Raw genomic sequence first — 25,076 nt, 5'->3', positions numbered from 1 at the left:
GCAACCGCCCGACCCGGGACGACGGCGTGCGCGACTCCCTTACGGTGACCGCTCGCCGTGACGGCGAGGCCGCCGATTTCACGGTCAGCGCCGCCGAGTGAATCCCCGGGGCGCACGGGGCGAAGGCGGCCGCCGTGGCTCAAAGTGCCGTGGGGAGCGTCTTCCACAGGTGTGGCCGGTCGGGTGCGGTCTTGAGGACGGCGAGCACGGCCGGGTGGGGTGCCGCGTACAGGACCGGGTAGTCCACCTCGCCGGACTTAGGGTCGGGTACCCAGGCCAGCCGCTCGCCGTCGAGGGAGAAGTGCGCGTCGACGCCCGGCTTGTTGCCGCGTGGATCCTGCCGGTGCCAGGCCCCGTTGAAGCGGACCGCGATCAGTCCGTGCACGGCGTGACCGGCGCCGTCGTCGTGCGCCAGCCGTTGGTAACAGAGGGCGGTGGGGATGTCCTCGGCGCGCAGCAGCGCGGCCAGCGCGTGCGCCTTCGCGTAACAGATGCCGGTGCGTCGCGTCAGGACGTCGGAGGCGCGCCAGGTAACCCGCGGGTCGCCGGAGTCCGCCGAGTGCGGGATGGTGTCCCGCACGAACTCGAATGCGGCTCGCGCATAGCCATACGAGTCGGGAACGTCCTCGGCCAGCCGGGCGGCCGTCTCGCGCACCACCGGATGGTGGTGGTCGACGGCTTCGTCCGCGGCCAAATAGACAGACAGGTCGGGCGTGTGCTGGATCGGCTGCATGCCCGCAGAGCATAGGAATACGGTCACCCGAAGGTCAATGACTTTTCGGATGACCGCATATCTATGCAGTACGCGCTGACCCTAGCGGGCCATCTCCTCCTTGAGCGCCGCCACGAACGAGTCCACGTCGTCCTCGGTCGTGTCGAACGAGCACATCCAGCGCACGACGCCCGCGCCTTCGTCCCAGAAGTAGAAGCGGAACCGCTTCTGCAGCCGCTCGCTCACGTCGTGCGGAAGCTGGGCGAAGACGCCGTTGGCCTGGACCGGGTAGAGGATCTCCACCCCGTGCACCGCCCGCACGCCCTCCGCGAGGCGCTGGGCCATCTCGTTGGCGTGGCGGGCGTTGCGCAGCCACAGGTCCTTGGCCAGCAGGGCCTCCAGTTGCACCGACACGAAGCGCATCTTGGAGGCGAGCTGCATCGACATCTTGCGCACGTGCTTCATCCGGCGCACGGCGTCCTGGTTGATGACCACGACCGCCTCGCCGAACATGGCACCGTTCTTCGTGCCGCCCAGCGAGAGGATGTCGACGCCGACCGCGTTGGTGAAGGTCCGCATCGGGACGTTCAGGGACGCGGCCGCGTTGGCTATCCGCGAGCCGTCCAGGTGCACCCGCATGCCGTGCGCGTGGGCGTGCTCGCAGATCGCGCGGATCTCGTCCGGCGTGTAGAGCGTGCCCAGCTCCGTGCTCTGGGTGATCGAGACGACCTGCGGCATCGCGCGGTGCTCGTCCTCCCAGCCCCAGGCCTGCCGGTCGATGAGCTCCGGCGTGAGCTTGCCGTCGGGCGTGGGCACGGTGAGCAGCTTGAGGCCGCCCATGCGCTCGGGGGCGCCGCCCTCGTCGACGTTGATGTGCGCGCTCTCGGCGCAGATCACCGCGCCCCAGCGGTCGGTGACCGCCTGGAGCGCGACGACGTTGGCGCCGGTGCCGTTGAAGACCGGGAAGGCCTCGGCCGTGGAGCCGAAATGGCTGCGGGCGATCCGCTGGAGGTTCTCCGTGTAGTCGTCCTCGCCGTAGGCGACCTGATGGCCGCCGTTGGCCAGGGCCAGGGCGGCGAACACCTCGGGATGCACCCCGGCGTAGTTGTCACTGGCGAAACCGCGGACCTCTGCGTCGTGATGGCGACGCGCGTCGGTCCTGGGAGGGTTCACGGCTTCTCGGTCAGCCACAGACGGTTTCCGTTCACTTCGGCGGCGGGCTTCTCCCAGACCTCGGTGATGGCCTCGGCCAGGTCCTTGACGTCCGTGAAGCCCGCGAACTTCGCGTTGGGGCGCTCGGCGCGCATCGCGTCGTGCACCAACGCCTTCACCACCAGGATCGTAGCCGCGGACGTGGCCCCCTCGGCGCCCTCGGAGAGCCCCGCCTTGCGGAAGAAGTCCGCCATGGCCAGCGTCCACGCCTCGGCCGCGGCCTTGGCGGCGGAGTACGCGGCGTTGCCCGCGGTCGGCCTGCTCGCGCCGGCCGCGCTGATCAGGACGTACCGGCCCCGGTCGCTGCGCTGGAGCGCCTCGTGGAAGGCCAGGGAGGTGTGCTGCACGGTCTTGACCAGCAGCAGCTCCAGGAAGTCCCAGTCGTCGAGGCTGGTCTTCGTGAAGGTCTCGCTGCCGCGCCAGCCGCCGACGAGGTGGACCAGGCCGTCGACACGGCCGAAGTCCTTCTCGATGTGGGCGGCCCAGTCACGGGTGGACTGCAGGTCGAGCAGGTCGACCGTGTCCCCGATGACCCTGGCGCCGCCGGACGCGTAGCGGGCCGCGTCCACGGCCTCCGAGAGGCGCTCCGGATCGTTGTCGGCGCCGACGACGGTCGCCCCCGCCTCGGCCAGCCGCAGCAGCGCCGCCCGGCCGGCGGGTCCGCCCGCGCCGGCCACCGCGATCACCTTTCCGCTCAGTGGCCCGTTCCCGTTCCCCATCTTCGCCTCCTGCTGAGCGACGTTCTCGGTGCGGTCGCTCACGCGGCGACCTGCTCGGCGCTGTCCGCCGTGATGCCCTTGGTCGAGGCGATCACATTCTTCAGCTTCTTGGACAGTGCCTCAAAGAACATGCTCAGCGGAAACTCGTCCGGAAGCACGTCATCCACAAGCTTGCGCGGCGGCAGGGTGAGGTCCAGGGCGTCGGGACCCTTGGCCCACTTGGAGCCCGGGTGCGGGGCGAGGTAGGTCGAGACGAGCTCGTAGCCGGCGAACCAGTGCACCAGCTTCGGGCGGTCGATGCCGTCCCGGTACAGCTTCTCGATCTCGCCGCACAGCTGGTTGGTGACCTGCGGGGCACGCTCCCAGTCGATGGTGAGCTTGTTGTCGATCCAGCGGACGACGTCGTGCTTGTGCAGGTAGGCGAAGAGCAGCTGACCGCCGAGGCCGTCGTAGTTGCGGTTGCGGTCGCCGGTGAGCGGGAAGCGGAACATGCGGTCGAAGAGCACCGCGTACTGCACGTCGCGGGCCTGCGGGACGCCGTCGGCCTGCAGCTTCACGGCCTCCTTGAAGGCGGTGAGGTCGCAGCGCAGCTCCTCCAGGCCGTACATCCAGAACGGCTGACGCTGCTTGATCATGAACGGGTCGAACGGCAGGTCGCCGTGGCTGTGGGTGCGGTCGTGGACCATGTCCCACAGCACGAAGGCCTCTTCGCAGCGCTTCTGGTCGTGGACCATCGCGGCGATGTCCTCGGGCAGCTCCAGGCCCAGGATGTCCACGGCGGCGTCGGTGACACGGCGGAAGCGGGCGGCCTCGCGGTCGCAGAAGATGCCACCCCAGGTGAAACGTTCCGGCGCCTCACGGACGGCTATGGTCTCGGGGAAGAGGACGGCCGAGTTGGTGTCGTAGCCCGCGGTGAAGTCCTCGAACTTGATGCCGCAGAACAGCGGGTTGTCGTACTGGGTGCGCTCCAGCTCGGCCAGCCACTCGGGCCAGACCATGCGCAGGACGACCGCCTCCAGGTTGCGGTCCGGGTTGCCGTTCTGCGTGTACATGGGGAAGACGACCAGGTGCTGGAGACCGTCCGCGCGACCCTCGGCGGGCTGGAAGGCCAGCAGCGAGTCGAGGAAGTCGGGCATCTCGAAGCCGCCGTCGGCCCAGCGACGGAGGTCCTTGACGAGGGCCTCGTGGTAGTCGGCGTCGTGCGGGAGCAGCGGGGAGAGCTCCTCGACGGCGTCGACGACCCGGCGCACCGCCAGCTCGGCGTCGGCCCGGTCCGGGGCGCCCTCGGCCTCGAAGTCGATCGAACCGCCCTTGGACTGCCATGGCCGGATCTGCTCCACCGCATCCTTGAGCACGGGCCATGCGGGGTGCTCGATCACCCTGCTGACGGGAGGAACCTGTCCCTCCGGACCCACCTGCACAAGAATTTCCGTCATGACCCATCCTCCACGCGAGAAGCTAGCGGTAGGACTGTACGCATACGGCCATTCTTCCAGCAAGAGACTGATCCGAAAATTATTCTGCCGACCCCCCATGGTCACCGCTCTTTTTCCTGCGAGACACCGTGACGGCGCTCACTTCCACCGTGACACCAGCGCCGGTCGAGGCGCCGGGGCGGAGCGCGGGGGACCGTACGGATCCAGCCGGTCAATCTCCGGGAGACTCGCCCACGCCAGGGTGATCGTCGAGCGCGCTCGGGGCGGCTACCCGGCGGCCTTCACCCCAATCCCGTGTGTACGCACGGGTTCAACCGCAGACCAGGCGATTAGGCTGCGACTCTGCCGCGCGGACGTGGTCCGTCCGCTCCGCGCGTACGCCGAGCCGCCGTCGACGGAAGCGAGTTGAATCTTGAACTTCCTTACCATCGGTCACCGCGGAGTCATGGGCGTCGAGCCCGAGAACACCCTCCGTTCCTTCGTCGCCGCCCAGCAGGCCGGCCTCGACCTCATCGAACTGGATCTCCACCTGAGCAAGGACGGCGTGCTCGTCGTCATGCACGACGCGGAGGTGGACCGCACGACCGACGGCGCCGGCCCGATCGCCGAGAAGACCCTCGCCGAACTGCGCGCCCTGGACGCGGGCCGGGGTGAGCGCGTGCCGGTCTTCGAGGAGGTCCTGGACGCCGTGCAGGCGCCGCTGCAGGCCGAGATCAAGGACGTGGCGGCGGCCCGGGCGCTGGCCGAGGTGATGCTCGCCCGGGATCTGGTCTCGCGGGTGGAGGTGTCCTCGTTCCACGACGAGGCGATCGCCGAGATCGCCCGCCTGGTGCCCGGCGTCCGCACCGCGCTCGTCGCCAGCCGCTACGGCACCGACGTCGTGGACCGCGCCACCGCGGTGGGGGCCACGACCCTGTGCCTGAACATCCGCCGGATCACCCTGGAGGTCGTGGAGCAGGCCCGCAAGGCGGACCTGCGGATCATCGGCTGGGTGGTGAACACACAGGACCACCTGCGGCTCGTCCGGGCCCTGCAACTGGACGGCGCGACGACGGACTACCCGGAGATCAAGCGCACCGGCCGCTTCACGGCGTGAGGACCGGCGGCTCCACGGCGTGCCGACCGGACAGGGGCTACGGTCAGGCGAGTTCCTTGACCAGCAGCTCGAACTGCAGGTCGGTGCGCTGCGGAATGCCGAAGCGCTCGTCGCCGTACGGGAAGGGCGTCATCCGTCCCGTACGGCGGTAGCCGCGGCGCTCGTACCAGGCGATCAGGTCGTCGCGTACGGAGATCACCGTCATGTGCATCTCGGTGACGCCCCAGCTCGCGCGGGCCAGCCGCTCGGCCTGTGCGATCACCACCTTGCCCAGGCCCGCGCCCTGCAGCACGGGGCTGACCGCGAACATGCCGAAGTAGGCGTGGTCACCACGGTGTTCGAGCTGGCAGCAGGCGACGATCCGGCCCTCACGCTCCACCGTCAGCAGCTTGCTGTCGGGCGACTTGATGACCTGGAGCACGCCCTCCGGGTCGGTCCGCCGGCCCTCCAGGATGTCCGCCTCCGTGGTCCATCCGACCCGGCTGGCGTCGCCCCGGTACGCCGACTCGATCAGCGCGACGAGCGCGTCCACGTCGGCGTCGGTGGCGTCACGGAAAATCTCTCCGGTGGCGGCGGTGTCCATGGGGATGGGTCTCCGATTCAGTGGCGCGGCACGGCAGGGACGAGAGTAACCCTGCCACTAGGCTCCGGGTGCATGGTGCACGTACTCAGCAGCCGGACACTTCTGCGGCCGAGCGACCCCGAGCGCTCCCGGGTCTTCTACGGCGACCGACTGGGCCTCGCCGTCTACCGCGAGTTCGGCACGGGCCCGGAGCGCGGCACCGTCTACTTCCTCGGCGGCGGCTTCCTGGAGCTCTCCGGCCGCTCGGACACCCCTTCCTCACCCGACGTACGGCTGTGGCTCCAGGTCGCGGACGTGACCGCCGCCCACGAGGAACTGCTGGCAAAGGGCGTGGAGATCCTGCGACCTCCGGTCGAGGAGCCCTGGGGTCTGGTCGAGATGTGGATCGCCGATCCGGACGGGACGCGGATCGTACTGGTGGAGATCCCGGCGGACCACCCGCTGCGGTACCGGCCGGGGATCTAGGGTCCTTCGTTCGGATCAGGAGCGTCGTCAAGGGCGGTGCTCCCAGCCCCGGTCCGTGCGCGTCAGCTCGGTGAAGCCCGCGGCGAGCAGACGGTCGATCGAGGCACGGTCGTCCGCATCCTCGTACGCCAGGAGGCGGTCCACCCCGCACAGCCGGAGCCAGTCGGCCGCATCGGCCAGGAGCCGGTGTGCCACCCCCTCTCCCCGGCGCCCCGGCTCGATGCGGAGGTTCCCGATGTCGGCCAGTCCCGCGCTCCGGGCCAGGCGCTCGGGGCGGGTCAGGGACGTGTCGACCTCGATGAATCCGAGGGCGCGACCCTCCTCGTACGCCGTGAAACGGGTGCCGCACTCCCCCACCGTCCGCTCGACGGTGACACCGGGCCGCGCCGGTGGCCGGGGCAGGTCCGCCACCCGCGCGATGAGGATCACCTCGGTGTCCCCGGTGTGCCGGAACCCGGCGCGTTCGTAGACCGCCCGGACGTGCGGCCAGGGGCGGGGCAGGCCGTAGACGGCGGGGGCGGGCACATCGCCGGAGGCCCGGCGGACCCGGACGTCCCAGCGGGCGAGCCGGGCCAGGCAGGCGGCCATCAGCAGGTCGGCGGCCCGCTCGGTGTCGGGCCGGAAGGAGGCCGGCGGATGCCACACGAACCACCCCACCTCGCCCGCGTCCCGGTAGGAGGCGCCGACCTCGGCGTCGGCTCCGTAGCGCAGCAGATGGGCCGCGGCGACCACGTGCCCGTGCTCCACGGCGACGAGCGTGCCGCGCTCGCTCACCCAGGGGTCGGTGACGATCTCGTCCGGCTGCCGCTCCAGGCTGCTGAGCACCGTGTTCACGGAGACGGAGACACCGGGGACGACGGCGGCGACATGGGCGTTGACCAGGTCGGTCAGCTGATCGCGGTCGTCGCGGTGGAAGGGGCGTACCTCGGGCATGCGTGACCTCCGGTCGGAAACCGTTCGGGGAGGGCCGCCATGCGTTGCGGTACGGGAGCGAGCGTACGTCCATGGCGGTGTTCCGGGCGAGGGGTTTCCCGATAGCCGCTGTCAGTGGGTGGGACTAGCGTGAAGTGGAGGGGTCGGAGCCCGACCGAGGGAGTGCCATGACGTTCGACAAGCCGGTGCCCGGCGGACCTTGCTGGGCCGAACTGGGCACCAGTGATCTGGAGGGCGCCAAGCGGTTCTACACGGACCTGTTCGGCTGGCGTCCGGAGACGGATCCGCGTGAGGAGGCGGGCGGTTACACGATGGCGCGCCTCGGGGACGCGGCGGTCGCCGCGCTCAGCCCGCTGTACCAGGAGTCCCAACCGGTCGCGTGGAACGTGTCGTTCGCGGTGCCGGACGCGGACGCGGCGGCGCGGAAGGTCGAGGAGGCCGGCGGCACGATCGTCCTCGGGCCGATGGACGTGTTCGACGCGGGCCGCTTCGCGGTGGCCTTCGATCCGACGGGCGCGGCGTTCCAGTTGTGGCAGGCGCGGGCCTTCCCTGGGGCCGGGCTGTTCAACGCGCCGGGCTCGCTGGGCTGGGTGGAACTGGCGACCCGGGAGACCGACCGGGCCAGGGACTTCTACACGACGGTCTTCGGATGGAGTGTCAACGCCTCGGAGTGGTACACGCAGTGGGGTCTCGGCGGCGAGGACTTCGGCGGGATGGCGGACATGGGCGACCGGTTCCCGCCGGAGGTGCCGCCGCACTGGATGCCGTACTTCGCGGTGGAGGACGTGGACGCGACGGCGCAGGTGGCCGTCGGGGCCGGCGGCCAGGTCGTCGTGGAGCCCGCGACGGTGCCGGACGGCCCGCGCATCGCGGTGCTGCGCGATCCGCAGGGCGCGACCTTCGGAGTGCACCGGGCGGGCGACGAGGGCTGACCGCGCGCGCCCGTGCACGCGGCCGCGTTCAGCCCCGCAGCCCGGCCGTCCGGCTCTCCAGTCGGCCGAGCAAGTCGGCCAGCAGGCCCGCCAGTTCGCCGCGGCCCTCGGGGGCGATGACGGACAACACGGCGGTCTCGTAGGCGAGTTGCTCGGGCAGGATGCCGTCGACGAGCTCGCGGCCGGCGTCGGTGAGGCGGACGTGGGCGACGCGACGGTCCCGGGTGTCGCCGCGGCGCTCGACCAGTCCGCGCTCGGTCAGCACCTTGAGGCGCTTGGTGACGGCGGCCCCCGAGGAATAGGTCTCTCTGGTCAGCTCGCTCGGGGTGAGTTCGTGGCCGGTGCGGCGCAGCGCCCCGAGCAGGTCGAACTCGGGGCGGCTCAGGCCGGCCCGGCGCAGCGGGGCGTCCTCGGCCTGCTGCAGGAGGGCGGCGCAGCGGTTGATGCGGCCGATGACCTCCATGGGTCCGGTGTCCAGTTCGGGATGGACGGCCTGCCACTGCCGGACGACCGCGGCCACGGTGTCACGTCCTGCCGTGTCCTCAGCGGCCGCCGGTCGTCCGTTGCTCGCCGTCATGGCCGTCCGTCCTCCGTTGTCGCTGTCGTCTGCGTCGCCCGCGTACCGGCCTGGAAGTGCAGTCCCTGGCGTCGTACCGTCGCGGCGAGCGTACGGTGTCCGGACCGCTCGGCGAGCACGACCCGCTCCTGGGGCAGTGCGCGTTGCCACCACTCGCCGGACGCGGCGTCCGCCGTGGCGCGCAGTTCGGCCAGCGCGGCGGTGAGCGCGCGGCGGGCCGCCTCCAGTGCGCCTGGCTCGGGCCGTGGCTCCGCGAGCAGGCGGGCGGCGCTCTCCCGGGCCCGCTCGGCGGCGGTCAGCGCCTGCTCGACGCGGTCGCCGGCCCGCCTGTTGGTGACGGCCACGGCCGCGACGAAGCCGGCCAGGGCGCCGAGGAGGGTGTCGGCGACCCGCTCGGTGACCAGCTCGGCGGGGTCCTGGGTGCGGGCGAACTCGGTGATGAGCAGCGCCATCGGGGTGACGCAGACGCTGCCGAGCCAGTAGTTGCGGCCGATCAGCGCCTCGGCGCCGAAGTTGAAGGCGAGGCAGCACAGCACGAGCGCCGCCGGGTGGAGGTGGGCGAGCGGGGCGACGGCGGCGAAGACGAGGACGCCGAGGAGGTTGCCGACGACGCGCTGGACGCCCCGGCTCCAGGTGAGGGTGACGTTGGCCTGGTAGAGGGAGGCCGCGGTGACCAGGGCCCAGTAGGGGCGGCCGACGCCGAGCGCGAGGGAGGCGTATCCGGCGAGCGCGCAGCCGAGGGCGGTGCGGGCGGCGATCGGGGTGAGCGTGGCCGGCCGGCGCCACAACCTGCGGGCTGGGGAGGCGAGTTCGGCGTTCACGCCCAGGAGTTCGGCGGCAGCGGCCGGCGTCGGGACACCGGTCCGCGGGACGGGTCCGGTGCCGCGCAGGTCACGGGCCAAGTCACGCAGCGGCTCGGGGTCGGTGTCGGCGGGTGCGGCGAGGGCGGCCTCGGCGCGGACGACGAGGTGTTCGAGGGCGCGGCGGGTCGGGTCGGTGCGGGCGCCGGTGGCGAGCAGCGACCGCCAGGCGTCCTGTACGGCGCCGGCCGCGGAGGCCCGGGCCCGGGTGTGGCCGTCCCCGTTGCCGGAGGTGGCGGCGTACGCGGCGGCGGCGTGCAGGGCCCGGGCCGTGGCGCGCCGCTCGGGGCCGTGCGGGCGGACGAGTCCGGGCGCCATGCCGACCAGCCAGGCCCAGCCACCAGCCGTCAGGGCCAGTCCGACATGGTCGGGGACCTGGCCGAGGGTCTGCGGGGCGAACAGCGAGGCGGAGCTGATGAAGGTGAGGACGACGTTGCCGGGCGGGCCGATGCGGGCCTGGTCGCACAGCGCCTTCTGCGCGGCGGCCAGGAGGGCGCCGACGGTGACGAGGACGACGGCGTCGCAGGTGAGCGACGCGGCGACCAGGGCCACGGCGAGACCGCCGACCATGCCGAGCACCACCCCGGCCAGGGCGCGCGCCCGGGCGGCGTACGGGCGGTCGTGGGCGTAGAGCGCGCACAGCGATCCGGCCATCGTGTACATGGCCAGATCGAGCCGGCCGAGCGCCAGGAGCGTCAGGTTGGGCGGGGCGGCCGCGGCGACCGCGCTCAGCGCGGGCTTGAACCAGATGTCGGAGGGCCGGCCGAGACGCAGCACTCCGGCCAGGGGCAGACGGTGGGGGATCGCACGGCTCACACCCATCAATTTAGCATGTGTTTTACCTGTAAAGCATTTCCTCGACGGGACGAGCGCCAGGCTCCTCACCTGCTGTGCTCCACCGCATGCTCCCCGTGTACTCCCTTGCGCTCGCGTGCGCGCCGCGTGTCCCGGGCATCTCATCCACGACGGGACGGCGAGCGGGAGCGGGGAGGCACGCGTGCACGGACCGGCTTCGCCCGGCTGGCTGCTGGTCGCGCTGTGCGTGGCGACCGGCGCCTACTGTCTGCTGCGCATGCGCAGCAGGGTCGAGGAGCAGCGGCGCGCCGCGGGCGGCGAGGCGCTGATGGGCTTCGGCATGGCCGCGATGGCCGTGCCCACGGCCGTGATCACGCCGCCGTCGTGGACGTGGCCGCTGTACGCGGCGGTGTTCGGGGCGGCCGGGCTGCGCGCCCTGTGGGCCGCGCGCGGCAGCCGGCACCATCTGCACCACCTGGTGGGCACGGCGGCGATGGTCTACATGGCGGTCGTGATGGCGACGACACCCGCCGCCGCACACCACGCGTCCGGCGGCGCCGGAATCCCCCTGGTGACAGGCGCCCTGCTGCTGTACTTCACCGGCTATGTGCTGCTGTCGGGCGTCCGCCTCGTCCCCGCGGTGACCAAGGGCGTGACCGGTGCCGTGGTCGGCTGGGGGGACCGCCCCGAACTCGCGCGGGCGTGCCGGCTGTCGATGGGCATCGGCATGGTGGCGATGCTGCTGGCCCTGTGACCCCGGAGCTCGCATCCACGGGACGACAGGCGTTGCCTGCGTCACTTTGCCGCGGCGGACCGTACCCCGGGACGGGGCGCCGATCATAGGGTGCTGACCATGATGGTCCCCGTGGCACTGCTGCTGCTCGGCGCCCTGACCGCCGTCGCCGCTCCCCGGCTGCTCGCCCGGGCCGACTGGCCGGACCGTGAACCGGTGGTCGCGCTGTGGGTGTGGCAGTGCGTGGTAGCGGCCGTGCTGCTGTGCTGCGCGCTGTCGATGACGCTCAGCGCGGCGGCCGCCTGGCAGGCGGTGCGCGGGCATGTGTTCGGCCCGGCTCCGCGCGCGGTCGTCGACGCGTACGCCCTCGGCGCGACCGGTCCCTGGGCGGCGACGACGGCGGTGGCGCTCGCCTGCGGCGGGCTGTGGAGCGCGGCGATGCTGGTCCGTGAGGTCGTACGGGCGCGGTCGCGGCGGCGTCACCGGCGGTCCGAACTCAAGGTGCGGGCGCCGCTGTTGCCGGGCGAGGAGCCGGTGGGCGGGCGGCTCGTGGTGCTGGAGGGCGAGCGACCGGACGCCTGGTGGCTGCCCGGCGCGACACCGCAACTCGTCATCACCACGGCCGCGTTGCGCCGTCTGAAGGGACGGCAGCTGGACGCCCTCCTCGCACATGAGCAGGGGCACGCGCAGGCCCGGCATGACTGGCTGCTGCACTGCTCGGCGGCGCTGGCGGGCGGGTTCCCGCAGGTGCCGGTGTTCGCCGCGTTCCGCGACGAGATGCACCGGCTGGTGGAGTTGGCCGCCGACGACATGGCCTCCCGCCGCTTCGGCCGGCTGACGACCGCGCTCGCACTGGTGGAACTCAACGAGGACCGGGGCGTGTTCGGCCCCTGCCCCACACCGAGCGCGCACGTCCCGCAGCGCGTGCACCGGCTCCTCACTCCCCCGGACCGCCTCACGGCCCTGCACCGCCTGCGCCTGACGGCGGCGGCCGCGCTGGTCCCGGTGATCCCGGTCCTGATCACCCTCGTACCGGGACTCCGGACCCTCGGCTAGCCGAACCCCGCGGTGTACAACCACGCCGGTACAGTCGAGTGCATGACTGCCGTGCTCTTCGACTTCTCCGGAACCCTCTTCCGCGCCGAGTCCACCGAGTCCTGGCTGCGCGCCGCGCTCACGGACGCCGCCCTCACCCTCCCGGAACCGGAACTGGCCGAGGCGGCACGGGCGTTGGACGCGGTGGGAGCGCTGCCGGGCGGGGCGTTCCCGGTCGAGGTGCCGGCGGAGCTGACCGAGGCGTGGGCGGTTCGCGACCAGAGCGCCGAACTGCACCGGGCCGCCTACACGGGCCTGTCCCGTCAGGTGCCGCTGCCCCACCCCGGGCTGCACGACGCGCTGTACGACCGGCACATGACCCCCGCCGCCTGGTCCCCGTACCCCGATGCCACCGAGGTGCTGCGGACGCTGCGCGAGCGCGGGATCGGCGTCGGCGTGGTCAGCAACATCGGGTGGGACCTGCGCCCGGTCTTCCGCGAGCACGGCCTCGACGCCTATGTGGAGACGTACGTCCTGTCGTACGAGCACGGCATCCAGAAGCCGGACCCTCGGCTGTTCGCGACCGCCTGCGCGGCGCTCGGCGCCGATCCGCGGGACGTGCTGATGGTCGGCGACAGCCGGCCCGCCGACGGCGGTGCGGTGGCGCTGGGCTGCCGGGTGCACTTCGTCGACCACCTGCCGGTGACCGAGCGGCCGGACGCGCTGCTGCCGGTGCTGGACCTGGTCGGCTGAGCCCGCCGGCGGTTCAGCCCCGGTATCCCTCGACCTGGGACGAGGGGCGCACCCGGGCGTCGTCCGGGTGCGCCCCGAACTCCTCCTTCGCGCGGCGCCCGCGCAGCATGCGCTCGTCCTCGACCATCTCGGTGATTCTGGCCAGGATCCGCTGGTCCTGTTCCCTGTCCGCACGCCTCCTCGGCTCGGCCCCGTCCTCCCACTGCGGGGACGGGGCGGCCGGCGTGAGACAGAAGTGGCCGCCCGTCTGAGACGATCCCCCGTGTCGCCCCAGACGGACGGCAGCCCTGAGCGGGCCCGCGCGAAGAGCCGGGCCTGGCGCGTTGAGTATAGTTGGCTGGCAGCCAGTCAACGCAGGAGTTACAGCATGTCCCCGCGCAGCGCCTCGGTCAATGAAGAGTTGCGCCGCCGTTCCCGGGAGCGGCTGCTGCAAGCCGCGGTCGAACTGGTCGGGGAGCACGGGTTCGAGGCCACGACCTTGGGCAATATCGCGGATCGAGCGGGTTCGGCCCGCGGACTGGTGTCGTACTACTTTCCCGGCAAGCGCCAGCTGGTGCAGTCCGCCGTGCACCGGCTGATGCACCGCACGCTGGAGGAGGCGCTGGAGCGCGAGCCGCGCACCGAGGACGGCCGGGAACGGCTGGCCCGGGCGATCGACGCGATCCTGGGGCTGGCCCGCGACCGGCCCGTACTGATGCGGCAGCACATGGCCGGGCTGCTGCAGGCCGAGGGTTTCGTGCAGTGCCCGGAGCAGCGGCGCCTGTCGGAGCTGCTGAGCGACACCGTCGGCCGGTGCGGCTCGCGGGACGTCGCGGCCGACTACCCGATGCTGCGCGCCCTGCTCATGGGGGCCGTGTTCGCGGCGCTGGTGCCGGGTGTGCCGATGCCGGTCCCGGTGCTGCGGGCCGAACTGTTCAAGCGGTACGGGCTCGACTGGGAGCTCGGCATGCCGCCCGGGACCGAGCCGTCCGCCGGGACGTGCGAGAAGGACCTGTCGCGGTTCTTCGCGACGGACGACCGGCCAAAGTAGCCCAGGCGCGGCAACCCGTCCGGCGACTCAGGGCCGGGCGTGACGCGGGGTCAGGAAGCCGGCGTCGCGGGCCTGTGCGATCAGCCGGAGCGACCTGCGGCGGCTGTGCCCGGTCGCGCACATCACCGCGAGGACCGGGTCGACGCCGGCCTCCTGGGCGGCGCGGTACTCCAGCGCGACGCGCCGGCGCCCCTCGACGCCGCGCGGCCAGGCCGGACGAGCGCGGCTCGACGCGAGGAACTCCGCGGCTTCGCCACCCTCGCCGGTCGCACAGGCGGCGTCCACCCTGCCGCACGCCTCGAACAGCGGGCCCTCGATCCAGTCGGCGAGCGCCGTCAGGTCGTCCAGGGAGAGCGCGGGCTCGGCCCTGACGTCCTCGATGGACACCTGTTCCCCGCACAACACGGCCAGCGCGTCGACCTGGGCCCCGTCGTCGAAGGCCAGCCGCACGTGGAACCAGGACGTGGCACCCTCGCGCTCCCGCACCTCCCACGCGGGCCACACGGACACCGTGCCGTCCTCCGCGTGGCGGTCGGAGAGACCAAGAAAGGATGCTTCGAGCACACACGCAACGTAACCTCATGATCACACCCGATAAGAACGGACACACGTCCCCGTCACCCGCCTGCACCCTGTCAGCCGAGCCCCAGCGGTGCGATGCTGGAGCCACCAGCGATCTCCTCCGGTCTCCGGGGAAGGAGTCCCGCCGTGCTGCGTGTCGCCGTTGTCGGATCCGGGCCGAGCGGGTGCTACACCGCCCAGACTCTGGTCCAGCAGGATCCCGACGTGCTCGTGGACGTCCTGGACCGGCTGCCGTGCCCGTACGGCCTGGTGCGGTACGGAGTGGCCCCCGACCACGAAAAGATCAAGTCACTGCAGGGCAACCTGCGGACGGTGCTGGAGCACGAGCGGGTGCGCTTCCTCGGCGGCGTCCGGATCGGCGGCCCCGGCGGGCTGCCGGTCGAGCGACTCCGGGAGCTGTACCACGCGGTCGTGTACTGCGTGGGCGCCGCCACCGACCGGCACCTGGGCATTCCCGGCGAGAATCTGCCGGGCAGCTGGTCGGCGACCGAGTTCGTGTCCTGGTACAGCGCGCATCCGGACTCCGCCGATGCCGGTTTCGTCCGGGGCGCCCGGTCGGCCGTGGTCATCGGCGTCGGCAATGTCGCGGTGGACGTCTCGCGGATCCTGGCGCGCGGCACGGCGGAGCTGAGCCCGACCGATATGCCGCAGGGGGCCCTGACCACGCTGGCGGCGAGCCACGTGTCCGAGGTCCACATGGTGGGCCGGCGCGGCCCCTCGCAGGCGCGCTTCACCACGAAGGAGCTGCGCGAGCTGGGCAGTCTGCCCGACACCGAGGTCGTGGTGGATCCGGCGGAGTTGGCGCTGGACCCGGCCTACGCCGATCCCTCCGGGCTGCCCGCCGCGCAGCGGCGCAACGTGGAGGTGCTGCGCGGCTGGGCCGAGCGGCCGCCCGGGGACGCGGCGCGCCGGATCCGGCTGCGCTTCTTCCTGCGCCCGGTCGAACTGCTGGCCGACGGCGGACGGGTGGGCGCGGTGCGCTTCGAGCGGACGGTGCCGGACGGGCAGGGCGGTGTGACCGGAACCGGGCAGTTCGAGGAGGTACGGGCGCAGTTGGTGCTGCGCTCGGTGGGGTATCGCGGGGTGCCGCTGGAGGGGCTGCCGTTCGACGCCGCGAGCGGGACCGTGCCCAATACCGAGGGGCGTGTCATGCGCGGCCCCGTCGCCTCACCGGGCGAGTACGTGGCCGGGTGGATCAAGCGGGGCCCGACGGGTGTCATCGGCACCAACCGTCCGTGCGCCAAGGAGACGGCGCTGTCCCTGCTGGCGGACGCGCCCGTCCTCGTCACGAAGGACGTGCCGTCGGATCCCGTCGCGGCATTCCGGGCCGAGGGGATCGACCCGGTCGAGTGGGCGGGCTGGCAGGCCATCGAGCGGGCCGAGGCGGAACTCGGGGCCCGGCTCGGGCGGAGCACGGTCAAACTGGCCGACTGGGACTCGCTGCTGACGGCGGCAGGCACGGCGCTCACGCCGCCCTCGCACACCGCGCCGCCCCCGCAGGCCACCCGGCCCGCGGAGCCCTCGACGTCCTCGTCGCCCTCGTAGCGGCGCCCATGGCTTCGACCGCACCCGTCCATCCCGTCGACGAGGTCCCGCCCGTACGGCAGTTGACCGCCTTTGGCCTGCAGCACGTCCTCGCGATGTACGCGGGCGCCGTCGCGGTTCCGTTGATCGTGGGCGACGCGCTGAAGCTGTCCCCCGCCGACCTGGCGTATCTGATCACCGCCGATCTGCTGGTGTGCGGTATCGCGACCCTCATCCAGTGCGTCGGCTTCTGGCGGTTCGGCGTGCGGCTGCCCATCATGCAGGGCTGTACGTTCGCCGCCGTGACGCCGATGGTGCTGATCGGCACGTCCGGCGGCGGACTGCCCGCGATCTACGGTTCCGTGATCGTCGCGGGACTCGCGATCATGCTGCTCGCTCCGGTCTTCGGCAGACTGCTGCGCTTCTTCCCGCCCCTGGTCACCGGCACGGTGATCCTGATCATCGGCCTGTCGCTACTGCCGGTCGCGGGCAACTGGGCCGCGGGCGGCGTCGGCGCGAAGGACTTCGGCGAGCCGAGGAACCTCGCGCTCGCGGCCTTCGTGCTCGCCGTGGTGATCGGCGTGCAGCGGTTCGCGCCGCCTTTCCTGAGCCGGGTCGCGGTGCTCAGCGGCATCGCGGTGGGGCTGGCGACGGCCGTCCCCCTCGGTTTCACGGACTTCGGCGGGGTCGGGGACGCCGACTGGGTGGGGATCAGCACGCCGTTCCACTTCGGGACGCCGACGTTCGAGGCGTCCGCGATCGTCTCCATGCTGGTGGTGGCCCTGGTGACGATGACCGAGACGACCGGTGACCTGATCGCGGTGGGCGAGCTGACCGGGCGGAAGGTCGAGCCGCGTTCGCTGGCCGACGGGCTGCGCGCCGACGGTCTGTCCACGATCCTCGGCGGTGTCTTCAACACCTTCCCGTACACGGCGTACGCGCAGAACGTGGGCCTGGTCGGCATGACCCGGGTGCGCAGCCGCTGGGTCGTGGCGGCGGCCGGCGGCATCCTGGTGCTGCTGGGCCTGCTGCCCAAGCTGGGCGCGGTGGTCGCGGCGATCCCGGCACCGGTCCTCGGCGGCGCGGGCCTGGTGATGTTCGGGACGGTCGCGGCGAGCGGGCTGCGGACGCTGGCCCGGGTCGACTTCACGGGCAATCACAACCTGACGGTGGTGGCCGTGTCGGTGGCCGTCGGCATGCTGCCGGTGGGCGTGCCCACGGTCTACGCGAAGTTCCCGGACTGGTTCCAGACGGTGATGAACAGCGGCATCAGTGCGGGCGCCCTGACGGCGATCGTCCTGAACCTGCTGTTCAACCACCGTCCGGCGAGGGCCGGTTCAGCCGCCCGCGCCGAGTCGGGCGGCCTGCCGGTCGGCGGCGGCGAGGAGGCTGTCCAGTAGTCCCGGGAACAGCTCGTCCAGGTCGTCCCGGCGCACGGCGTTCATCTTGGCCGTGCCCCGGTAGACCTGCCGGATGACCCCGCTCTCGCGCAGCACCCGGAAGTGGTGCGTGGTCGTGGACTTGGTGACCGGCAGGTCGAAGTACGAGCAGGCGAGTTCGTCGGCCTCGGCACAGAGTTCGCGCACGATCTGCAGCCGCAGCGGTTCGGAGAGCGCGTGCAGCACGGCCTCCAGGCGGATCTCGTCGCGCACGGGGTGCGGAAGGTCGCGACTGGTCGCGGCAGTGCTGGTCACGGCGGGCTCCTTTGCGTCCTGGACTCGTCCTGACCCCGTTCGTCCCGGACCTCCATGGTACGAGACCTCTCGTAGTTTGACACACGCCGTACTACGATGACTATCGTACGAGTGACCACCGGTCCCGTGACGAATGGAGTCGGCCGTGAGTGCGCTCTTCGAGCCCTACACCCTGCGTGAAGTGACCATCCCGAACCGGGTCTGGATGCCCCCGATGTGCCAGTACTCGGCCGCTCCGGAAGGTCCGCTCGCGGGTGTCCCGCAGGACTGGCACTTCGCCCACTACGCGGCACGCGCGGCCGGCGGCACCGGCCTGATCGTCGTCGAGGCCAGCGCCGTCTCGCCGGAGGGCCGGATCTCGCCGTACGACCTGGGCGCCAACTGAAGCAAGTATCTCGGTACCTGCGTAAGCACGGCCCTCAGGGCCTCTCCGGCGGGTTGCGGCACCGGTATCCGTCCCTGCGTCGCCAGTGACCCACTCTCGGCAGGCGTCACCCGAATGGAGTAACCCAACGCGCCACCCATATGGGTGAAGATCAAGCTGGTCAGTGCCCCAACCAAGGCAATCCGCGAAAGGGAACCCGAATGCGCATTCGACGAATCCTCGCCGCCGGCATCGCCACGGCAGCCCTCGCCGGACTCGGCCTCACAGGCGCCGCCACCGCCACCGCCACCGCCGGCAGCGTCACCCCGGCCAGCGTCACCCCGGGTGAGTGCACGGACGGCGGCGGAACGATCGATCGGTCGACGCCCGTGCTCCCGACCTGCAGGGGCGGTAAGTACGACGGGCAGACGGTCGACTAAACCCCACTAGGGCCCGTTGTGAAAGTGGATCGGCGCCCCGCAGCCACGCGTTGCGGGGCGCTCCCTCGCGAGCATGGGGCTAGCTGCGTATGTCGACGGCATGGGAAAGCCCCCTCCACCTCGGGGGAAGCGGAGGGGGCTCCGGACGCTAACGGGGGGTTGGGGAATCGGCCGACCTCACATCAACCGCCAACCCCCGCCGCGCCCTCCACGGTCGACGCACAGGCGCCGTCCGCGGGTCTAGGGGGCCGGCGTCACGACGGGCGCCAGGGGATCCTCCACGGCGACGCGGAAGTTGGTCATGGCGACGATTCGGAAACGGTCGTGCCCGATCGTCTTCTTCGTGTGCTCCGACGCCCACGCATGCGGGTCGGAGTCACCGCGCACGAACAGGTGCTCGGTACACCGCGCGCATTCGACGAACGAGCCTTCCGGTAACTCCTTCAGCTCGTCCCAGGAAGCCACCAGTGGGTACGGGTCCCGCGCCGTCACGTCGTCCGCCCCTTCTTCCAGTTGTGCGGATGCCGACGGATCTCAATTGCTAGATCCACAGCGTGCGACAGGTCGTATGCGGGGCTACCGACCTCAGTCGCCTGACGCCATTGCTGGATCAGCGCGCCGCAGACGTCGCAATTGGGCGCAGGCTGTGGGGGGTCAGGGAGGCCCGTCCCCGCCGTACTGTCAGGGGACCTCTGCGTTGTCGTCAGCGCCATTACTGCACCTCCACCACGGCTGTTTATGCATTTACCGTAGGCGGGCGTCGAGACGGAGTTCTACGAGGTTCTATGCATCTTCAGCCCAGAGCATCAATGGCGGACGAGATAAGGCCCCGCGCGTCCGCTCCCACGACTGCCAGAGAGGCCATTTCCTCGAAGGCGTGCGCGTACATGGCGAGCTCACCGGGCGCCGTCACAGTGATCGCTGCCGTCAGCAGCTCCACTGAAACGCGCTCCTCGTCGAACATCGTGAACGTCTCCAGCGTCCACATGGGCCGCTGACGCCCGGCAGGGATGATGCCGACGGAGACGGCCGGCAGTGCCATCACAGACAGGAGGTAGCCCAACTGTCCCGCCATGACGGCAGGCTCTCCGACGACGTGGCGGAGGACGCTTTCCTCCAGGAGGAAAGCGAACCGGTGCCGACCCTCACGGATGATGTGCGAGCGCTCCACCCGCGCGACTGCTGCGTCCTCGACGTCGTCCGGCGTCCCGTGCACACGCGCAATGTTGCCGAGCAGTGCAGCGGCGTACTCGTGCGTCTGGACGAAACCGGGGATCACAGTGGAGCTGTAGACGCGAAAGGTCTCCGTTCGCTCGTACAGCGGAACGCGAGACTCCTGCAACCGTCGCAGCCCTGAGCGCTGCACACGGCGCCACTCCAGGTACATGGAGTCGGCCGTCCGGTTCGCCGCCAGTAGATCCGGGATCTGATTCTCCGCCCCGCAGGCACGGCACCACGCACGAATGTCGTCGTCTGACGGAGGCGTCGTGGCGCTCTGAAGGCGCGACACCTTCGACGGCTGCCACCCGGCGCGTTCGGCTACCTCCCTACCCGTCAGCCCAGCGTCACGGCGGATCTCGCGGAGCCTCTCCGCAATGGTGCGGCGAGCCTCGTCGAGGGCGGCTGACGGGTAGGGGGATTGCATGAGTGGGCGACGCTCAGATCCTGAAGTCCGCGTGCGGCACAGCGCGCTGCCACACGGCCTCGAAGGCTTCGGCGTGGCGCTTCACGACGTCCGGTGCGTCCTCCATGACGTCTCCGGTGAAGCGCCCGTCGCCAGCGAACAGGCTGAAGCGGATGAGCCGGTCATCGAAGATCCACACATCGTTGCCCGGGAGAAGCAGATCCGACGCCAGGCGCCGCGGGAGCCACCGGACGTCTTCGCCGGCCGCGAGGTTCTGCGGCGTGCACGAGTGCTCGTATCGGATGTACTCGCTCACGGGCTCCGAGACGACACGGGCGCGGCGCATGACGACTCCGCGCGCCACGGCGTCGGCTACGGAGTCGTGGAAGTTGTTCCACCACGACGGGCGGTCGTCGAGGTCGTACATTCGTCCGTCGCGCCAGGCTGCGAAGTCCTCGTCTTCCTCGACGACTCCGTACACGTCACGGGTCTCCAGGTGGACCGCGGACCGCTGGCAGGCGGCGAGCAGCTCAGCGAACGGCGGAACCGTCTGCGACATCGCACGCCTCCCTGATCTGCTGCACCATCCTGGCGGGCAGCCTGACGACCGCCTCCGTGTCTGGAATGGGTCCCGTCGCAAGGCACTGCGCCTGGAGAGCCTCGTCCGCCTTCCATCCCTGGAACACGAACTCCTGCTTCTCCTCGTCGAGCCACACCGTAGGGCAGTGGTCGCCGTTCGTCTCGGGGTCCTTCCCGAATGATCGTAGAGCCATGGTGATCCCCTCCGTCACGCGGATTGCGCAATGTTCTACGCACCATCACGCCGGGTGAGCGCCAGCGTCAAGGGCGCCCGTGCCGCACGCGCAGCGTTGGCCGGATCTAGCCGATGTCGATGCCCACCTCCATGTCAGGGCAACAGAAGCCGCACGCTTCGAGCTGCTCGTCAACGAGTGCCATGCGGGCTTCTGCGGAGGACAGCGGTCGGGCAAGGTCCCCAGCCATCTTGCAGTCGTCGAGGTGGACGGAGGCGGCGACGAGGTCGACTGGCGTCCGTGCCCTGCTTGAAGCCGGTCGGCTGCCTTCCCCTGTCCACCTGGCGAGGCTCCGGACGAGGGTTCGACGACGGGTGCCGTCCCCTCCGCAGCTCACAGGGCAGCGAGAACCTTGTTTCGCTGACGGTCGAGGCAGATGCGAACCGTCTTGTTCTCAGCGAGCGTTCCTCCAAGTGACGCAGGATCATCCGGAGGCGCGCGGGATCCGAAGGTAATTCGTTCACGCGTTCCATTGTGAAGCTTCAGGCATGCGAAAGCCCTGTGACTCGCAGCGATCACTGGCCATTCGCAGAGCCACTTAGCCAATCAACGGGTTCGCCCACCGCTGGCTTTGGAGAAGGTCATCTCCCGCTCCTGCTTCCATGCCAGTGTCTTCGGCATCATCAGCGGATAGGTAGTGATGGTTACCAAATCGGAGAGGGATACGACCAGTTGAACGCCGAGCGATTCACAGACCTGGCTGCGCAGATGATGCGATCCGCCCTCGACTCCTGGCGGGGCGGGAACCGTCTCTTCGCAGTCCTGCATGCCGGCATGGGCTCCGAGTTCTGCCTGAAGGCGATCCTGTGCCACCACGACCCACTGTTGATCTCAGCTCATGGGGACCGGGCGCTGCGTTTCCACGCACTTGGCTTCGCGGGAGAGAAGGGAGTCAAGCCGCTGGAGCAAGCTCGAACGATCGGCATGGCCGAGGCGTTCAAGGATGCGGAGGTCGTGATGCAGGGCCGCATGCCTGTCACGCTCGATGCGTTCACGCCAGTGATGGAGGCCCGCAATGGCATCGCTCACCTGGCCCACCACAACCCGGCCACCACTGAGCATGTAGTGTCAACGGCCCTCCAGGTAGCTGAGGCTGTTCGTAAGGAGCTTGACACACCCGCTGCTGATTTCTGGAAGGGTTACGCCCGCGCCTTCCATGATCTCAGCAAGGTTGCAGCCATGCCAGCCACCCCGAAGGTCGGCCTGGAGCAAGCCGCCGAAGACCTGGCGCAAGCCGAGGCCGAGGAGGCTGCGCGCGCCGCCACGGACGCCGCCAAGAGCACAGCGGCCACAGCCGTCGATGCGATCGGCAGAACTCCCCTGTGGGGTGACGCCCTCGGCAGCGACGAGGCTGCACGACACGCCTTGAACATCGCACACCGTGCCGTCGTCTCGGCCGCCTTGCACACCACCAGCATGCGGGCTCAGCGCGCCGCCGCGAACCTGCTCAAATCGTACGGCTACCTGCCCAGGAACCGGGACAGTGATGTGTCAGCATCCGATGCGGTAGCAGTGAAGACGTTGGTAGCTGGCAATGTGGAAGGCGCCTTCCGGGATGCTCTGTCGTCAGAGCTGGAGTTCACCCTTTCAGAGCCGTCAAGTGACGTGGTGTGGCGTCCGCAACCGTACGAGGCTGCTGGATACGGCACCTACCTGTGGCGGTGGGAACCCTGCCCGGCCTGCCCCGCGTGGGGAGACATGTACGGGTACCTGGAGCACGACGTCTGCGTTGTCGAAGAATGCAACGCCGGCGTCTACTGCGGGGAACACGACGAGGGGCCGCCAACCACCGCACACGCACAGGCGTTCGCGTGCCCCGTCTGTTGCCTCGTCCTCAATACCGAGGAGGAGTTGGAGGTGGCGTGTATGGAGCTCGCAACCAACTACGAGGGTGATGGGTAATTTCACCTAGGGGCATAGATGACGGAAAACAATGACGGAGGCAAGCCTGACCTGCGCCAGCGGGCACGTCGGGGCGGGGGCTTTGCGAGGCGCCGGGTATATCATCGTCTGTCCTCCATGTCGCCCTGGATATGGCGAAGCCCCCGCGCATGTGTTCGACGGGGGCTCGTGGCGTCACCGGTGAAACCACCACGCGAAGGCCGAAGCGACTACAGTCGTCGCGACAGCCAACAACCAGGCGGGGACTCGTTTGATCGTCAGCCGGACCCCTCCGATCCGGATATCAACCGCGGACCGCTCAGGCTGGGAAGACGCGGCGTTACGACGCCACTTGGAAGTAGACATACTTCAAAGAGTGTTGTAGCACACCCCCGGTAGAACACCTCCCCCGAAGGGCCGACTTACGCTTTTCTGCGCGTACCGTCGGCGCTCGCTACTTCATCCATGTGGTAACTCGTCCTCGTGATTCCCTTGCAGACGTCAGATCACGGCGCCACGGTGCGCAGGATGTAGAGCTTGCGGACCTCGTCAAGGTCGACGCGGACCGACCCGGGTTCTGGGCCGCTGGACTTCGCCAGTCGGGCCTTCGGGCCGTTGGCAGCGCCGCGGATCGTCTCGGGGGCGACGCCTCGTCGGTCAAGTTGAAGTAGACGGTGTCGTAGACGTTTCCGGTCTGGCCCTCTTCCGTGGCCATGATCCGGATGTACGGAACGGACACGGGACGGCCCATGGGTTCGCCGGGCTCGTAGACGTACTCGAAGCCCAGTCCCCACGGGTCGCGGAAGACCTCCCCGCCTTCGGCCCACCCGTCGAAGCGGGCGGGTCCCAGTGCCTCGAAGAGCGCCAGGCGGGCGCCTAGTCCCGACTTGTCGCAGCCCTTCGGGCGGGAGAAGAACGCGGAGTCGTAGAAGCGACGGCCGGCGTCCTCGTCGAGGCCGTAGCAGTCGACGACGAAGCCGGTGTATTCGTCACCGTGTCGTACTGGCATGCCCTGGACGTCTCCAGGGCCGCGCACGACGAAGTACTCCATCCATGCGACCGCGAGCCACCCAAGAGAGCGGGAGCGGTCGTGACCGGGGGCGCGCACAATAGCGCGCGGCATCGGTCTCCTATCCGGTCAGGCGAGCCCGACGAGAGTTGATGTCGGTCACCCCGTCGGGACGCTGTGCGGGCGTCTGGCGGGCGTTCGCGGGCTCGTCGACCTTGAGCTTCAGGCGTGCTCTGTCCTCCGGCGTAGCGCCGAACTTGGCGGCGCGGAGGCGGACCTCAGAGGCGAACTCCCACCGACCCTTTGCCCACATCGCGTGGTGCATGAGGGCGGTGTCGATCAGGAAGAGCCAGTCAGTCTCGCCGAAGGTCTGCGCCATCGGCGACTTCCGCCAACCGTCCCACCAGAGCTGTGTCATGGCGTGCCACTCGACAGGGACGCCGTCCTCGTCGCCGAGAACACCCACCGGCAGCTCCGGCCCGCGGAGCTCGTCGTCAGGGACGATGACCGTCTCCGGCTCACTCGTGTTGCGCCGGCGGCGTTTCGTTGGGTCCTTTGGGGCGGGTCCTCGGCCTGCCATGAGACCTCCCTTCAGTTGGCTCTCTGCCGGGCGTTGACCGTGTGTGCTCATCCGGCTACTCTGAATGCGTTATGTCCCTGTGCGGCGGACCGGCGCAAAGCCGGTCTGCCCCGGGAGCACCCCGCTCAGATCGACGACTGAGGCAGGGGTGGAGACTTCGTACGAGTACTTCACGAGGAGACGGCTAAGTCGCGCTAGCCACGCACCCACGAGACTCTGAGTCGTCGGGCAGGGAATCGGTTTTGACCAAGGAATGTTCATTGGTCAGACCGAGCCTGCCTACGACAGCCGGACTGACCACTCCAACTAGCGAGAGGTTCGACGGTCCGGATGGAACTCTATGGGTGGGCTGCCATGGCCGTGGCATTCATCGGAGCCCTTGCCTGGATCCTCGTCGCAGCACTGAGGAAGGTTCCCGCCGTGTGCCGCGAGGCGACGACGGCGGTACGTGCCGTGCGCAAGCTGCGAGACGAGATCAAGGGTCCCCAGAAACTGGAAGTCATGGTGCCCCGGTCAGCCGACAAGCAACGTCGCTGACATCCGCGAGTACTGACGGGGCGTTGCCATGTCGGCGCCCCGTCATTGCGATGTATCGGCCGGCTCCAGGGCGTGCGTCGGCGGGGCTTTCGGGGCGGGGCCTTGTCCGGCCCTGCGGCCTCCCTCCTTACCCAACAGTCCGTTGCGAGGTCAACAGT

31 protein-coding genes and 1 pseudogene are annotated in these 25,076 nt (G+C 70.3%); 13 read left to right on the top strand and 19 right to left on the bottom strand.

Annotation, left to right across the window (positions count from 1 at the left end; translation table 11 throughout):
• Nucleotides 1-139: 139 nt before the first annotated feature.
• From IPZ69_RS39940 to IPZ69_RS39925, 4 genes are all read right to left on the bottom strand, one after another.
• Nucleotides 140-733 (bottom strand): transglutaminase domain-containing protein, encoded by a 594-nt coding sequence (locus tag IPZ69_RS39940; RefSeq protein ID WP_235459644.1) that lies wholly within the window; start codon nt 731-733, stop codon nt 140-142.
• Nucleotides 734-814: 81 nt separating this feature from the next.
• The gene (locus IPZ69_RS39935; RefSeq protein WP_235459643.1) at nt 815-1,885 is read right to left on the bottom strand and encodes a threonine aldolase family protein; all 1,071 of its coding nucleotides are present in this window, start codon (nt 1,883-1,885) and stop codon (nt 815-817) included.
• Nucleotides 1,882-2,643 (bottom strand): SDR family NAD(P)-dependent oxidoreductase, encoded by a 762-nt coding sequence (locus IPZ69_RS39930; RefSeq protein ID WP_235459647.1) that lies wholly within the window; start codon nt 2,641-2,643, stop codon nt 1,882-1,884. Before IPZ69_RS39930 ends, IPZ69_RS39935 begins: the two co-directional genes overlap by 4 nt.
• A 38-nt stretch (nt 2,644-2,681) precedes the next feature.
• Nucleotides 2,682-4,079, bottom strand: coding sequence for a DUF6421 family protein (locus IPZ69_RS39925; protein WP_235459642.1), 1,398 nt, complete (start codon nt 4,077-4,079; stop codon nt 2,682-2,684).
• Nucleotides 4,080-4,491: 412 nt separating this feature from the next.
• Here IPZ69_RS39925 and IPZ69_RS39920 point away from each other — a divergent pair, with 412 nt between their 5' ends.
• On the top strand, nt 4,492-5,175 hold the full coding sequence (locus tag IPZ69_RS39920) for a glycerophosphodiester phosphodiesterase (RefSeq protein ID WP_235459641.1): 684 nt from the start codon (nt 4,492-4,494) through the stop codon (nt 5,173-5,175).
• Between the two features lie 43 nt (nt 5,176-5,218).
• On the opposite strand, the gene IPZ69_RS39915 is transcribed toward IPZ69_RS39920, so the two are convergent.
• On the bottom strand, nt 5,219-5,758 hold the full coding sequence (locus IPZ69_RS39915; RefSeq protein WP_235459640.1) for a GNAT family N-acetyltransferase: 540 nt from the start codon (nt 5,756-5,758) through the stop codon (nt 5,219-5,221).
• Nucleotides 5,759-5,830: 72 nt separating this feature from the next.
• Between IPZ69_RS39915 and IPZ69_RS39910 the strand changes: the two genes are divergently transcribed.
• A complete protein-coding gene (locus IPZ69_RS39910) occupies nt 5,831-6,223 on the top strand; it encodes a VOC family protein (protein ID WP_235459639.1) in 393 nt (130 codons plus the stop codon).
• 27 nt (nt 6,224-6,250) lie between these two features.
• Here IPZ69_RS39910 and IPZ69_RS39905 read toward each other — a convergent pair whose 3' ends face one another.
• On the bottom strand, nt 6,251-7,156 hold the full coding sequence (locus IPZ69_RS39905; protein WP_235459638.1) for a GNAT family N-acetyltransferase: 906 nt from the start codon (nt 7,154-7,156) through the stop codon (nt 6,251-6,253).
• 167 nt (nt 7,157-7,323) lie between these two features.
• Between IPZ69_RS39905 and IPZ69_RS39900 the strand changes: the two genes are divergently transcribed.
• Nucleotides 7,324-8,088 (top strand): VOC family protein, encoded by a 765-nt coding sequence (locus IPZ69_RS39900; protein WP_235459637.1) that lies wholly within the window; start codon nt 7,324-7,326, stop codon nt 8,086-8,088.
• Nucleotides 8,089-8,116: 28 nt separating this feature from the next.
• On the opposite strand, the gene IPZ69_RS39895 is transcribed toward IPZ69_RS39900, so the two are convergent.
• Both IPZ69_RS39895 and IPZ69_RS39890 read right to left on the bottom strand, forming a co-directional pair.
• A complete protein-coding gene (locus IPZ69_RS39895; RefSeq protein WP_235459636.1) occupies nt 8,117-8,665 on the bottom strand; it encodes a MarR family winged helix-turn-helix transcriptional regulator in 549 nt (182 codons plus the stop codon).
• Nucleotides 8,662-10,347 carry an FUSC family protein gene (locus IPZ69_RS39890; protein ID WP_374295467.1) on the bottom strand — a complete coding sequence of 562 codons (1,686 nt, stop codon included), beginning with the start codon at nt 10,345-10,347 and terminating at the stop codon, nt 8,662-8,664. Before IPZ69_RS39890 ends, IPZ69_RS39895 begins: the two co-directional genes overlap by 4 nt.
• Nucleotides 10,348-10,522: 175 nt before the next feature.
• On the opposite strand from IPZ69_RS39890, the gene IPZ69_RS39885 reads away from it, so the two are divergent.
• The 3 genes from IPZ69_RS39885 to IPZ69_RS39875 all read left to right on the top strand — a co-directional run bounded on the left by IPZ69_RS39885 (nt 10,523) and on the right by IPZ69_RS39875 (nt 12,841).
• A complete protein-coding gene (locus IPZ69_RS39885; protein WP_235459634.1) occupies nt 10,523-11,074 on the top strand; it encodes a DUF5134 domain-containing protein in 552 nt (183 codons plus the stop codon).
• Nucleotides 11,075-11,173: 99 nt separating this feature from the next.
• The gene (locus IPZ69_RS39880; protein WP_235459633.1) at nt 11,174-12,109 is read left to right on the top strand and encodes a M56 family metallopeptidase; all 936 of its coding nucleotides are present in this window, start codon (nt 11,174-11,176) and stop codon (nt 12,107-12,109) included.
• A 42-nt stretch (nt 12,110-12,151) separates the two neighbouring features.
• Nucleotides 12,152-12,841, top strand: coding sequence for an HAD family hydrolase (locus IPZ69_RS39875; protein WP_235459632.1), 690 nt, complete (start codon nt 12,152-12,154; stop codon nt 12,839-12,841).
• Between the two features lie 13 nt (nt 12,842-12,854).
• On the opposite strand, the gene IPZ69_RS39870 is transcribed toward IPZ69_RS39875, so the two are convergent.
• Nucleotides 12,855-12,968, bottom strand: coding sequence for a DUF2630 family protein (locus IPZ69_RS39870; RefSeq protein ID WP_235459631.1), 114 nt, complete (start codon nt 12,966-12,968; stop codon nt 12,855-12,857).
• A 240-nt stretch (nt 12,969-13,208) separates the two neighbouring features.
• Here IPZ69_RS39870 and IPZ69_RS39865 point away from each other — a divergent pair, with 240 nt between their 5' ends.
• Nucleotides 13,209-13,871 (top strand): TetR/AcrR family transcriptional regulator, encoded by a 663-nt coding sequence (locus IPZ69_RS39865; RefSeq protein ID WP_235459630.1) that lies wholly within the window; start codon nt 13,209-13,211, stop codon nt 13,869-13,871.
• Nucleotides 13,872-13,898: 27 nt separating this feature from the next.
• On the opposite strand, the gene IPZ69_RS39860 is transcribed toward IPZ69_RS39865, so the two are convergent.
• Nucleotides 13,899-14,381 (bottom strand): DUF6214 family protein, encoded by a 483-nt coding sequence (locus tag IPZ69_RS39860; protein WP_235459646.1) that lies wholly within the window; start codon nt 14,379-14,381, stop codon nt 13,899-13,901.
• 198 nt (nt 14,382-14,579) lie between these two features.
• On the opposite strand from IPZ69_RS39860, the gene IPZ69_RS39855 reads away from it, so the two are divergent.
• A complete protein-coding gene (locus IPZ69_RS39855) occupies nt 14,580-15,998 on the top strand; it encodes an FAD-dependent oxidoreductase (protein ID WP_235459629.1) in 1,419 nt (472 codons plus the stop codon).
• 8 nt (nt 15,999-16,006) lie between these two features.
• Nucleotides 16,007-17,377, top strand: coding sequence for a nucleobase:cation symporter-2 family protein (locus tag IPZ69_RS39850; RefSeq protein WP_235459628.1), 1,371 nt, complete (start codon nt 16,007-16,009; stop codon nt 17,375-17,377).
• On the opposite strand, the gene IPZ69_RS39845 is transcribed toward IPZ69_RS39850, so the two are convergent.
• Nucleotides 17,315-17,671: an ArsR/SmtB family transcription factor gene (locus tag IPZ69_RS39845; RefSeq protein ID WP_235459627.1), complete on the bottom strand. Its 357-nt coding sequence runs from the start codon at nt 17,669-17,671 to the stop codon at nt 17,315-17,317. The genes IPZ69_RS39850 and IPZ69_RS39845 overlap by 63 nt on opposite strands.
• A gap of 145 nt (nt 17,672-17,816) precedes the next feature.
• Here IPZ69_RS39845 and IPZ69_RS39840 point away from each other — a divergent pair.
• Together IPZ69_RS39840 and IPZ69_RS39835 are read left to right on the top strand one after the other, a co-directional pair.
• Nucleotides 17,817-18,047, top strand: a pseudogene (locus IPZ69_RS39840) (oxidoreductase); the annotation flags it as partial.
• Between the two features lie 209 nt (nt 18,048-18,256).
• Nucleotides 18,257-18,475, top strand: a complete 219-nt coding sequence (locus IPZ69_RS39835) for a hypothetical protein (protein WP_235459626.1) — start codon at nt 18,257-18,259, stop codon at nt 18,473-18,475.
• A gap of 240 nt (nt 18,476-18,715) precedes the next feature.
• Here IPZ69_RS39835 and IPZ69_RS39830 read toward each other — a convergent pair whose 3' ends face one another.
• The 6 genes from IPZ69_RS39830 to IPZ69_RS39810 form a co-directional block, all read right to left on the bottom strand.
• Nucleotides 18,716-18,967: a hypothetical protein gene (locus IPZ69_RS39830; RefSeq protein WP_235459625.1), complete on the bottom strand. Its 252-nt coding sequence runs from the start codon at nt 18,965-18,967 to the stop codon at nt 18,716-18,718.
• A gap of 301 nt (nt 18,968-19,268) precedes the next feature.
• Nucleotides 19,269-20,120, bottom strand: coding sequence for a helix-turn-helix domain-containing protein (locus IPZ69_RS39825; protein WP_235459624.1), 852 nt, complete (start codon nt 20,118-20,120; stop codon nt 19,269-19,271).
• Nucleotides 20,121-20,133: 13 nt separating this feature from the next.
• Nucleotides 20,134-20,658 (bottom strand): DUF6879 family protein, encoded by a 525-nt coding sequence (locus IPZ69_RS39820; RefSeq protein WP_235459623.1) that lies wholly within the window; start codon nt 20,656-20,658, stop codon nt 20,134-20,136.
• A complete protein-coding gene (locus IPZ69_RS39815) occupies nt 20,630-20,872 on the bottom strand; it encodes a hypothetical protein (RefSeq protein WP_235459645.1) in 243 nt (80 codons plus the stop codon). The genes IPZ69_RS39820 and IPZ69_RS39815 overlap by 29 nt, the downstream gene beginning before the upstream one ends.
• Before the next feature lie 106 nt (nt 20,873-20,978).
• Nucleotides 20,979-21,248: a DUF6233 domain-containing protein gene (locus IPZ69_RS47995; RefSeq protein ID WP_374295456.1), complete on the bottom strand. Its 270-nt coding sequence runs from the start codon at nt 21,246-21,248 to the stop codon at nt 20,979-20,981.
• Between the two features lie 209 nt (nt 21,249-21,457).
• Nucleotides 21,458-21,679 carry a hypothetical protein gene (locus IPZ69_RS39810; protein WP_235459622.1) on the bottom strand — a complete coding sequence of 74 codons (222 nt, stop codon included), beginning with the start codon at nt 21,677-21,679 and terminating at the stop codon, nt 21,458-21,460.
• A gap of 6 nt (nt 21,680-21,685) precedes the next feature.
• Between IPZ69_RS39810 and IPZ69_RS39805 the strand changes: the two genes are divergently transcribed.
• Nucleotides 21,686-22,813, top strand: coding sequence for a hypothetical protein (locus tag IPZ69_RS39805; RefSeq protein ID WP_235459621.1), 1,128 nt, complete (start codon nt 21,686-21,688; stop codon nt 22,811-22,813).
• A 433-nt stretch (nt 22,814-23,246) separates the two neighbouring features.
• Here IPZ69_RS39805 and IPZ69_RS39800 read toward each other — a convergent pair whose 3' ends face one another.
• Both IPZ69_RS39800 and IPZ69_RS39795 read right to left on the bottom strand, forming a co-directional pair.
• Entirely contained in the window at nt 23,247-23,801 is a 555-nt protein-coding gene (locus IPZ69_RS39800) for a hypothetical protein (protein WP_235459620.1), read from the bottom strand.
• Nucleotides 23,802-23,922: 121 nt separating this feature from the next.
• Nucleotides 23,923-24,381, bottom strand: a complete 459-nt coding sequence (locus tag IPZ69_RS39795; RefSeq protein ID WP_235459619.1) for a phage terminase small subunit — start codon at nt 24,379-24,381, stop codon at nt 23,923-23,925.
• 354 nt (nt 24,382-24,735) lie between these two features.
• Between IPZ69_RS39795 and IPZ69_RS39790 the strand changes: the two genes are divergently transcribed.
• The gene (locus IPZ69_RS39790; protein WP_235459618.1) at nt 24,736-24,918 is read left to right on the top strand and encodes a hypothetical protein; all 183 of its coding nucleotides are present in this window, start codon (nt 24,736-24,738) and stop codon (nt 24,916-24,918) included.
• Nucleotides 24,919-25,076 lie beyond the last annotated feature (158 nt).

Origin of the sequence: Streptomyces olivochromogenes (assembly GCF_021538895.1) — a bacterium.
Taxonomy (GTDB): Bacteria; Actinomycetota; Actinomycetes; order Streptomycetales; family Streptomycetaceae; genus Streptomyces; species Streptomyces olivochromogenes_A.
This window is presented reverse-complemented; position numbering and strand designations above follow the sequence as displayed.

What these genes read in the sequence shown, in the direction of transcription:
- IPZ69_RS39940 (WP_235459644.1), bottom strand. Translation starts at nt 733, where the DNA reads ATGCAGCCGATCCAGCACACGCCCGACCTGTCTGTCTATTTGGCCGCG.
- IPZ69_RS39930 (WP_235459647.1), bottom strand. Translation starts at nt 2,643, where the DNA reads ATGGGGAACGGGAACGGGCCACTGAGCGGAAAGGTGATCGCGGTGGCC.
- IPZ69_RS39925 (WP_235459642.1), bottom strand. Translation starts at nt 4,079, where the DNA reads ATGACGGAAATTCTTGTGCAGGTGGGTCCGGAGGGACAGGTTCCTCCC.
- IPZ69_RS39915 (WP_235459640.1), bottom strand. Translation starts at nt 5,758, where the DNA reads ATGGACACCGCCGCCACCGGAGAGATTTTCCGTGACGCCACCGACGCC.
- IPZ69_RS39910 (WP_235459639.1), top strand. Translation starts at nt 5,831, where the DNA reads ATGGTGCACGTACTCAGCAGCCGGACACTTCTGCGGCCGAGCGACCCC.
- IPZ69_RS39905 (WP_235459638.1), bottom strand. Translation starts at nt 7,156, where the DNA reads ATGCCCGAGGTACGCCCCTTCCACCGCGACGACCGCGATCAGCTGACC.
- IPZ69_RS39900 (WP_235459637.1), top strand. Translation starts at nt 7,324, where the DNA reads ATGACGTTCGACAAGCCGGTGCCCGGCGGACCTTGCTGGGCCGAACTG.
- IPZ69_RS39895 (WP_235459636.1), bottom strand. Translation starts at nt 8,665, where the DNA reads ATGACGGCGAGCAACGGACGACCGGCGGCCGCTGAGGACACGGCAGGA.
- IPZ69_RS39890 (WP_374295467.1), bottom strand. Translation starts at nt 10,347, where the DNA reads ATGGGTGTGAGCCGTGCGATCCCCCACCGTCTGCCCCTGGCCGGAGTG.
- IPZ69_RS39880 (WP_235459633.1), top strand. Translation starts at nt 11,174, where the DNA reads ATGATGGTCCCCGTGGCACTGCTGCTGCTCGGCGCCCTGACCGCCGTC.
- IPZ69_RS39875 (WP_235459632.1), top strand. Translation starts at nt 12,152, where the DNA reads ATGACTGCCGTGCTCTTCGACTTCTCCGGAACCCTCTTCCGCGCCGAG.
- IPZ69_RS39870 (WP_235459631.1), bottom strand. Translation starts at nt 12,968, where the DNA reads ATGGTCGAGGACGAGCGCATGCTGCGCGGGCGCCGCGCGAAGGAGGAG.
- IPZ69_RS39865 (WP_235459630.1), top strand. Translation starts at nt 13,209, where the DNA reads ATGTCCCCGCGCAGCGCCTCGGTCAATGAAGAGTTGCGCCGCCGTTCC.
- IPZ69_RS39850 (WP_235459628.1), top strand. Translation starts at nt 16,007, where the DNA reads ATGGCTTCGACCGCACCCGTCCATCCCGTCGACGAGGTCCCGCCCGTA.
- IPZ69_RS39835 (WP_235459626.1), top strand. Translation starts at nt 18,257, where the DNA reads ATGCGCATTCGACGAATCCTCGCCGCCGGCATCGCCACGGCAGCCCTC.
- IPZ69_RS39825 (WP_235459624.1), bottom strand. Translation starts at nt 20,120, where the DNA reads ATGCAATCCCCCTACCCGTCAGCCGCCCTCGACGAGGCTCGCCGCACC.
- IPZ69_RS39820 (WP_235459623.1), bottom strand. Translation starts at nt 20,658, where the DNA reads ATGTCGCAGACGGTTCCGCCGTTCGCTGAGCTGCTCGCCGCCTGCCAG.
- IPZ69_RS39815 (WP_235459645.1), bottom strand. Translation starts at nt 20,872, where the DNA reads ATGGCTCTACGATCATTCGGGAAGGACCCCGAGACGAACGGCGACCAC.
- IPZ69_RS39810 (WP_235459622.1), bottom strand. Translation starts at nt 21,679, where the DNA reads ATGCAGGACTGCGAAGAGACGGTTCCCGCCCCGCCAGGAGTCGAGGGC.
- IPZ69_RS39805 (WP_235459621.1), top strand. Translation starts at nt 21,686, where the DNA reads ATGGGCTCCGAGTTCTGCCTGAAGGCGATCCTGTGCCACCACGACCCA.
- IPZ69_RS39800 (WP_235459620.1), bottom strand. Translation starts at nt 23,801, where the DNA reads ATGCCAGTACGACACGGTGACGAATACACCGGCTTCGTCGTCGACTGC.
- IPZ69_RS39795 (WP_235459619.1), bottom strand. Translation starts at nt 24,381, where the DNA reads ATGGCAGGCCGAGGACCCGCCCCAAAGGACCCAACGAAACGCCGCCGG.
- IPZ69_RS39790 (WP_235459618.1), top strand. Translation starts at nt 24,736, where the DNA reads ATGGCCGTGGCATTCATCGGAGCCCTTGCCTGGATCCTCGTCGCAGCA.